Here is an 8,093-nt window from a genome sequence, read left to right on the forward strand (position 1 = left end):
TTTTTGCCATTATAATATTAATACATTATAGCTGGCAGTTTTTCCTATACTGCCTATAGGATATATAGGCGTGGAATTCTTTTTCTTAGTAACTGGTTGGCTCATGGCTAAAAAATTTTATGATTTTGAGCTTAATGAAAATATATTTGTTATCACTAGAAATTATATAGTGAGAAAAATAAAGGTATTTTATTTAGAATACCTTGTGGCTATTGCGATAGGCTTTATTTTCATATGTTTATTTGCTTGGAATGAAGTACCGTCCATATCGGGCATGCTGGCATTGACAATAGGAGATATATTATTATTGCAAATTTGGGGTTTTCCTGTAAGATTTATAACTGGCGTTATGTGGTATCTATCAGCTATGATAGGCTCTATATCCATATTGCTTCCAATTATACTTAAAAATCAAAAAATGTTTATAAATTTCATTGCTCCACTTGTTATATTGATTTCATTTGGATCGATAGCATATCAATACAATTATATAGGAGTCATTATGGGGCCTATTTTTGGAGGATTCATTCATATCGGACTCATTAGGGCTATTGCAGATATTTCTTTGGGTTATTGCTTATATTTTGCTACAGAAAAAATTAATTCTATTAATTTTACAACAATAGGACTTATTTTGATCGCTATATTAGAATTTATTTTATATACCGCAATCTTTTATCTTATCATTTTTACGCGTAAACCAAATAATACTGATTTTATTATAATATTGTTTTTATCTATATCTCTTAGCTTCTCTTTTAGTAGTAAATCATTGTTGGCAACTTTATTCCAAAAAAGAATTTTTAATAATTTAGGGCTATTAAGCCTTAATATTTTTTTAAATCATTTTTACATAGGTTGGATAATTATGGTTACGCAATCTAAATATTCTATGAAGCCTTATCAATCTATTGTCTATTATTTTTTAGGTGCAACAATTTGCATTATTTTAAATTTCATTATAGTAAAAGTTTTAAGAAAAATACAATATAAAAAACTAATTGATATTTTTTTAATTAAGGGGAAATAGCTTGAATATTCAAATTATAAAATTCCTCTTAGTTGGTATATTAAATACTGTTTTTGGCTACGGTCTATTTGCCCTTTTTATCTATCTGGGTCTATATTATCCTCTTGCCGTGTTGCTTTCTACGATACTTGGCGTATTGTTTAACTTTAAAACCATAGGCGGGCTAGTGTTCGGCAGCAACGATAATAGACTTATTTTTAAATTTATTTTGGTCTATGTTATAACCTATCTTTTAAATATATTTTTTCTATGGCTTTTTAAGCGGCTTGGTTTCGAAAATATGTATATAAACGGTTTTGTGCTTTTGATCCCGCTGGCCGCGGTATCATTTTTATTAAATAAATTTTTCGTCTTTAGGAGATGATATGAAAAAAATCAGTATAGTTACTGCCTGCTTTAACGAAGAGGAGAATGTAGAGGAAGTCTATGCGCGCGTAAAAAAAGTTATGGGCGAATTTCCGGAGTATGCCTACGAGCATATATTTATCGATAATGCTTCGACTGATAGAACAGTTGAAATTTTAAAACGCCTTGCAAAGGATGATAAAAATTTAAAAATCATCGTAAATTCTAGAAATTTCGGTCATATAAAATCTCCTACCTATGCGCTTTTGGGCGCAGACGGAGATGCGGTGATCTCTATCGTAGCCGATCTGCAAGATCCGCCCGAGATGATACCAGAGTTTATAAAAAAATGGCAGGAGGGCAACGACTTGGTTTTGGCTATTAAGCGAGATAGCGAGGAACGCGGCGTGATGTTTAAAATCAGAGAGTGCTATTATGAGCTCTTATCAAAGCTATCTGAGATCGAAATTTTTAAGAATTTTACCGGCTTTGGACTTTTTGATAAAAAAGTGATAGTGGCTCTTAGACAGATGCATGACCCATATCCGTTTTTTCGCGGAATGCTAGCGGAGGCAGGTTATAGAGTAGCTAAAATTCCTTACGATCAACCCGTGAGAATCAAAGGAGTCACTAAGAACAACTTCTACACGCTTTATGATATGGGGATACTTGGCATAATCTGCAATTCCAAAGTGCCGCTTAGGCTTGCAACCTTTATAGGCATTATAACCGGTATTTTAAGCATAATAGTGGGACTTGTGTATTTTATACTTAAGCTAATTTATTGGGACGAGATGAACGTAGGCATTGCACCTCTCATAATACTTTTTTCATTTGTTTCATCGGGGATTTTATTTTTTATCGGTATAATAGGCGAATACATTGGGGCAATCTATACGCAGGTGTTAAATCGTCCATTGGTCTTTGAAAAAGAGAGAATAAATTTTGAATGAAGAAATACTTTTAAGTATTGCAGTACCGACCTATAATAGGGCTAAATTTTTAGATATCAGTCTAAATAGTTTATGTAAAAGCGTGCAGAAAAGCGAGCGAAAAGATATTGAAATTTTAATTTTAGATAATGCTTCCAGTGATAAAACTTCGGATATTGCAAAAAAATATATTGATTTCGGACTTGTAAAATATATAAAAAATAGTGAAAATACTGGTCCAGATAATAATTTCAAAAAAGCGATTTCTTTGTCGCGCGGAAAATATATATGGATATTCGGCGATGATGATTTAGTGTTTGATGATACGATTAAATATTTAATGCGGATACTGGATTCTTCTTCGAAATTAGGTATCATTCATTTAAAGGCACAAAATTTCATAGACAAAATTAAGCCGGCAGAATTTAAAGAATTTAATAATTTTAAAATTTATGATAATAATAAAGCGGAGTTTATAAAAGAAGCCCATACTAATTTAACTTTTATAACTTCTAATATAGTAAATAAAAGTTTATTTGATAGAATCGATTTAGACGTGATAGCAAATAACAATCTCGTGCAGCTTTATTGGAATATCGCATGCGCGATTTTGTCTGATAAGCAAGTCGTGGTATTTGATAAAATTTATGCAGCAAGGCAGTTTAATAGTGGAAGATATAATTTTTCAGAAGTATTTGGTACAAATCTAAATGATACCTTAATCACTATTGAAAAGAATTTTGACGCAGATTTCGTGCTTGAAATTTTTAGAAAAAGGCTTTTAATATATTATTATCCCGCCAATATAATTAGGATACGAAACGGCCTTTCTGCGGTTAGGAACGAAAACTGCTTTCGCAATTTATATAAAATTTATAAGAAATTCCCTTCTTTTTGGATATTCACGGTTAGCGCGATGTGGATACCAAAAAAGCTAGGCCTTTTAATAGTTAAATTTATGCAAAAGACGATTTAGGACGGAATTTGCTATCTAAAATTTCATATATGGTGCTAGCGCAGATATTTTTTGCGTTTGTATCCGCAGTATCGATCTTAGTTCTGCCGAAGCTTTTATCTTTAGAAAGCTTTGGATACTATCAATTATTTATATTTTTTGCCAATTACGTAGAATTTTTACATTTTGGACTATCTGATGGCATATATCTAAGATATGGCGGTAGGCGATATGAATTTATTTCTAAAAGAACTCTAAAATCTCAAATTTGTACGATGGAGATTTTATATATTCTAGAATGCCTAATTATATTTTTTACGGTTTGTGCGTTTTCGTTCGATAAAAGGTTATTTTTATATATTGCTATTTCGGGTGCTATCACGGTGCCAAGATCATTTCTATATAATCTTTTGCAAAGTGTAAATGAGATAAAAAAGTCAATACTCGTTTTGTTTATAGAAAGAATTTTTGTCTTATCATCTATATCAGCAGTTTATTTCGTGGATTTCGATAAAGCTAAATTTTTAATATTTTCATTTATTTTTGCCAGATTTATATCGCTTGTTTATATTTGTTTTTTATGTAGGGATCTTTTTAAAGTAAAGATGACTCCTTTTACAGATAGCTTATTTTATATATATAAAAATATGCGAATAGGTATAAAATTAACAATCTCTGCGCTTTGCAATATATTTTTGATATTTATTGCAAGATCTATGATTGCATGGAAATTTAGCATCGTTTTATTTGGTAAAATTTCACTTATATTGTCGTTACTGAATTTTGCTCTATTTTTTATCAATGCATTCTCGGCGATCTTATTCCCAATATTACGAACTAAAAAAACTTGCGAACAAAACGAAATTTTTAAAATTTTAGATGATGGACTATCAATCATATTTGTATTTTTATTTCTATTTGCATATCCTGTAGAAATTCTACTGGGCGCTTGGCTACCTAAATATGCGGACGTTTTAAATTATATGCCGATAATTTTTACGATATTGCTATGCGAAGGTAAGACGCTCCTTCTTACTAATTCATATTTTAAGGCATTACGCAAAGAAGGACAAATGCTTCGTGTAAATTTAATTTCTTTGATTATATTTTCAGTATTTATTGGATTTATTGTATATTTTTGCAATGATATATTTATCATAATGTTTTGCCTGTTTTTATCTCTTTTTGCCAAATATATCGCATTGAGTTATGGTCTGAAAAAATTTATAAAAAGTGTAAATTTTTATAATATTGTTGTGGAATTTTTTTGCAGTATTTGTTTTATTGCTATATCTCATATATTGCCTGGCATCTATGCGTTTTGCTCAATAATAGTAAGTTTTATAGTTTTAATTGTATTAAAAAGGGAAAATTTTATTCAACTGCTTAAATTTATAAAAACGATATAAATCTGAAAATATTGCTATGGACAATAATTATATCAATTTCGATGCAACGTTTTGCATTTTCATAAATTTTGCTAAAATTCAAATTTTTCAAAGAAACTTTATTATATACTTCCCATTCACTTTAAAAAAAGGACGACCATGCCAAAGATGAAAAGCGTGCGCGGTGCCGTCAAGCGTTTTAAAGCGGGCAAAAACAAGATCAAAAGAGGCTCGGCGTTTCGCAGCCACATTTTGACGAAGATGTCTCAAAAACGCAAGAGGAATTTGCGCGAGGCCCAATACGTCGATTCTACGAACGTATCTGCGGTTAAAAAAATGCTTTGCAAATAGTGCGAAGTTAGTTTTTGACGAAAGTCATTCAAACTCCCCTAAATTTATGGATTTTAGGGCAAGATCCCCAAAGGGACGCCGATTAAGAAAGGATTAATATGGCAAGAGTAAAAACGGGCATCGTTAGACGCCGCCGTCACAACAAGGTGCTAAAGCTTGCGCGCGGATTTTATAGCGCAAGACGCAAACATTTCAGAAAGGCTAAAGAGCAGCTGGAGAGAAGTCTCGTTTACGCCTTCCGTGACAGACGCGCGAAAAAACGCGATTTCCGCAGACTTTGGATAGTGCGCATCAATGCAGCTTGCAGACTAAACGACATCAGCTATTCTAAATTTATAAACGGACTTAGAAAAGCGGGCATCGAGCTTGATAGAAAAATTTTAGCAAATATGGCTATGAACGACCCCGAAGCTTTCGCAACCGTCGCAAAGAAGGCAAAAGCAGCATTAAAATAAGCTTTAAAATTTGGCCGTCTTTAAGGCGGCTAAATTTTTAAATTTCGACAAAGCTTTTAATTTTAAAAGCGCGTCCGCAAATTTGTCGAAATTTAAGAATTTGGGTAATTTTATTTGAAGCGGTGCAGAATGCTAAAGTCTTTGAAAAAAAATCGTATCTCTTGCGCTTGTCGGTGCAGCAGGGTTCGGCTATGCGAGCGAGCAGAATTCCTGGGGCTATGCAAACGCGCAAAAATCACTTTCCAACAACACTTCCCGTTCCGATGTAATGAGCGCTGCGGATAGCTTGGGCGCGAAATTAAGCAGGCGCGACGCAGCTAGCGATAGCTCCGCGAGCGACGAGTATGAGAGCTCATTTCGTATCAAACTCGAGTATGCAAGAGGCTTTGCTAAAAAGGGTTCATATTCGGGCAGGCTTAATAATCAAGCGCGTTATGATGCCTGCGTTTCGCTAGACTGGCAATAGCGGCGTAAATGCCGAGTTTTGGAACGGCATTACCAATATAGGCGGCGCGCTGGTTCCTTATGTGGCTTTCGGCTCTTACGAGGCGGCGATACCGGGCGATCAAGCTACGCAATATCTGGTCAGAAGAGACGAAGACGCGGTTCAGATGAAGCGAAATATCGCGGCGGGCATAGCAAATTTAGGCTATACCTATACTAAAAATTCTACTAGAAATCTAAATTTAGTCTATGCCGATATCGATAATTTCGTAAATTTCTACGGCAGAGAAAATATCGCAGGATACTTCATCGACGAGGTTAATACCGAAAACAATCCCGCAACTATCGCCTATATGGCGAATATCTACAATTATATCAAGACTAAATATCCAGGAATGCTCGTTTTGGCGAACAACGGCTGGGGCGTGCGCGACGCCATAGCTCCTTATGCGGACGTTTGGATGCTGCAAGAGGTGAGCGCGAATGAGTATATAAACCATTACCGCCCTAGAACCTCGGAATTTGAAAAAGATCCCGCAAATTCCGCTAAAATCTTACACGTCATCTATAACGCCTCGCCCGAGCAATATGACGAGATTATAAGGCTGTCGCGCGAGCGCAATGCGGCGAATTTATTCATCACTTCCGATACGAACCGCTATCCTGGCGGATACGACGATCTGCCGAGCTATTTTGAGGCGCTGATGCTGGCGATCAATAACTTCACGCCTAAAAACGGCAGCCTGTTTTCGCAGGTCGCAAGAAGAGGCAATCGGATAGGCATCGAGATGCCGCGTTCGAAGGTCGATCTGGATCTTACTAAGCTAGCAAGAAATTCCGCTTATAAAAATTTAGCCGATACCGACGGGCAGGAGTTTAACGTAAACGTAAGCGCGATAGGAAACTACGGCGGAGATTACAAAGACCGCTCGGGTGGCGTCAAATACGATCACAAGAGCGACGGAATTTTACTCGGAGCCTCCAAGAGAGTAGATGATCTTACGCTGGGCGTGATATTTGGTTACCAAAAATCAGACGCTTGGTACGAGGGTAAATTCGACGGTGTCAAAGAAAACATCAAATCCTATGAGCTCGGTCTGGCGGGCAGATACGATTTTAGCGAGAATGTGGATCTGGCGGTCAATTTAACATATTCGACGAACGATCATAAATTTGAAACCAACAACGGATTCGGCGCTATCCATGGCGCAAAATACAAGTCGCAAATTTGGGATTTCAGCACCAGAGCCGGGTACAAATTCTTATTTGAAAGCGGCTACATTAAGCCATATTTGGGACTTGGAGCGATTAGGGTGGACGAGGATGCGATCTCTAGGCTTAAATTTAGCTCCGCTTCAAAAACCGCGCCAAACGGCACCGCGGGAATTTACGCGATCAAGGCTTTCGGCGATCTGCAGATATTCGCGAATGCTGAGTACGAGCATCGATTTAGCGGCGATTCGTATCATGCAAGCAGAAAGTATTCGGACAGATACGACGTTGAGGGACTTGATTATTCTAGCGGCGTATTTAACGGCGCGATCGGGCTGAAATATAAGATCCTTCAAAGCGTCGGGCTCAGCGCATCGTACGAGCTAAGCGAGAGCAAAAATAGCCTTGCTAGAGCAGGGGTAGAAGCGGAATTTTAATTTTCATAGAATTTCACGCAAGCTCTAAGCGGACAACATAGAGCTTAGAGATAGAATCCCTTCATAGCAAGCGGAATTTTACAAAAATCCGCTTTCAAATTTTATCTAGAGCTCCGCCTAAAATTTTAAAATTCCAGCTGCGGATTTCGTTTATATATTTTCTCGCTTTTAAATTTCATATACTATCGCTTTTATGCTATTTTCAATATAAAGAATAATGCGGATTTTGCAGTAGAATTTTGCACGTGTCTTTTAAAAGTGGTCTGAAATTTTAAAGATCTGTGCCTGCTTTAAATTCCGTGATTATTAAATTTTAAAATTCCATATGCAAAGAAATTTTAAAATTTTAAATCTGGTTCGATAAAGAGATTTTGCTAAGCGGCGGGATTATAAAAATTCTAAAGCAATGGCCCGCATGAAATTAAAAGGTCAATCCGGGATTAATTAAAATCGCTAAGACTAAGAGGATGAGGTGGAATTTTGCGGATTGCTCCGCAAAATTTAAAAGAGATTATTTTAGCTTGTCTAGTTCGATGATGTAAGG

At 35.8% G+C, this 8,093-nt stretch carries 9 protein-coding genes; all 9 read left to right on the plus strand.

Translation table 11 applies throughout. The annotated features are described in order from the left end of the window. The first annotated feature begins 64 nt into the window (after nt 1–64). The 9 genes from Q0238_RS05130 to Q0238_RS05170 all read left to right on the plus strand — a co-directional run bounded on the left by Q0238_RS05130 (nt 65) and on the right by Q0238_RS05170 (nt 7,549). Nucleotides 65–1,030 carry an acyltransferase family protein gene (locus Q0238_RS05130; RefSeq protein ID WP_363317125.1) on the plus strand — a complete coding sequence of 322 codons (966 nt, stop codon included), beginning with the start codon at nt 65–67 and terminating at the stop codon, nt 1,028–1,030. 1 nt (nt 1,031) lies between these two features. Further along, the gene (locus tag Q0238_RS05135; protein WP_297943547.1) at nt 1,032–1,394 is read left to right on the plus strand and encodes a GtrA family protein; all 363 of its coding nucleotides are present in this window, start codon (nt 1,032–1,034) and stop codon (nt 1,392–1,394) included. A gap of 1 nt (nt 1,395) precedes the next feature. After that, on the plus strand, nt 1,396–2,328 hold the full coding sequence (locus Q0238_RS05140; RefSeq protein WP_297943550.1) for a glycosyltransferase family 2 protein: 933 nt from the start codon (nt 1,396–1,398) through the stop codon (nt 2,326–2,328). Beyond that, the gene (locus tag Q0238_RS05145; protein ID WP_297943553.1) at nt 2,321–3,283 is read left to right on the plus strand and encodes a glycosyltransferase; all 963 of its coding nucleotides are present in this window, start codon (nt 2,321–2,323) and stop codon (nt 3,281–3,283) included. The genes Q0238_RS05140 and Q0238_RS05145 overlap by 8 nt, the downstream gene beginning before the upstream one ends. An 8-nt stretch (nt 3,284–3,291) precedes the next feature. Beyond that, nucleotides 3,292–4,671: a hypothetical protein gene (locus Q0238_RS05150; RefSeq protein ID WP_297943556.1), complete on the plus strand. Its 1,380-nt coding sequence runs from the start codon at nt 3,292–3,294 to the stop codon at nt 4,669–4,671. Between the two features lie 138 nt (nt 4,672–4,809). Next, entirely contained in the window at nt 4,810–5,001 is a 192-nt protein-coding gene (gene rpmI / locus Q0238_RS05155) for a 50S ribosomal protein L35 (protein WP_005871089.1), read from the plus strand. Between the two features lie 98 nt (nt 5,002–5,099). Then, complete coding sequence (gene rplT, locus Q0238_RS05160) at nt 5,100–5,456, plus strand: 50S ribosomal protein L20 (protein ID WP_295153159.1); 357 nt, start codon at nt 5,100–5,102, stop codon at nt 5,454–5,456. Between the two features lie 268 nt (nt 5,457–5,724). Further along, complete coding sequence (locus tag Q0238_RS05165; RefSeq protein WP_297943560.1) at nt 5,725–5,922, plus strand: hypothetical protein; 198 nt, start codon at nt 5,725–5,727, stop codon at nt 5,920–5,922. A gap of 61 nt (nt 5,923–5,983) precedes the next feature. Next, nucleotides 5,984–7,549: an autotransporter domain-containing protein gene (locus Q0238_RS05170; RefSeq protein WP_297943563.1), complete on the plus strand. Its 1,566-nt coding sequence runs from the start codon at nt 5,984–5,986 to the stop codon at nt 7,547–7,549. The last annotated feature ends 544 nt before the right edge of the window (nt 7,550–8,093 follow it).

It is taken from the genome of uncultured Campylobacter sp. (assembly GCF_938045775.1).
Lineage (GTDB): Bacteria > Campylobacterota > Campylobacteria > Campylobacterales > Campylobacteraceae > Campylobacter_B.

Excerpts from the sequence above, each read along its gene's own strand:
- Q0238_RS05140 (WP_297943550.1), top strand. The coding sequence starts at position 1,396 with ATGAAAAAAATCAGTATAGTTACTGCCTGCTTTAACGAAGAGGAGAAT.
- rpmI (WP_005871089.1), top strand. The coding sequence starts at position 4,810 with ATGCCAAAGATGAAAAGCGTGCGCGGTGCCGTCAAGCGTTTTAAAGCG.
- rplT (WP_295153159.1), top strand. The coding sequence starts at position 5,100 with ATGGCAAGAGTAAAAACGGGCATCGTTAGACGCCGCCGTCACAACAAG.
- Q0238_RS05165 (WP_297943560.1), top strand. The coding sequence starts at position 5,725 with ATGAGCGCTGCGGATAGCTTGGGCGCGAAATTAAGCAGGCGCGACGCA.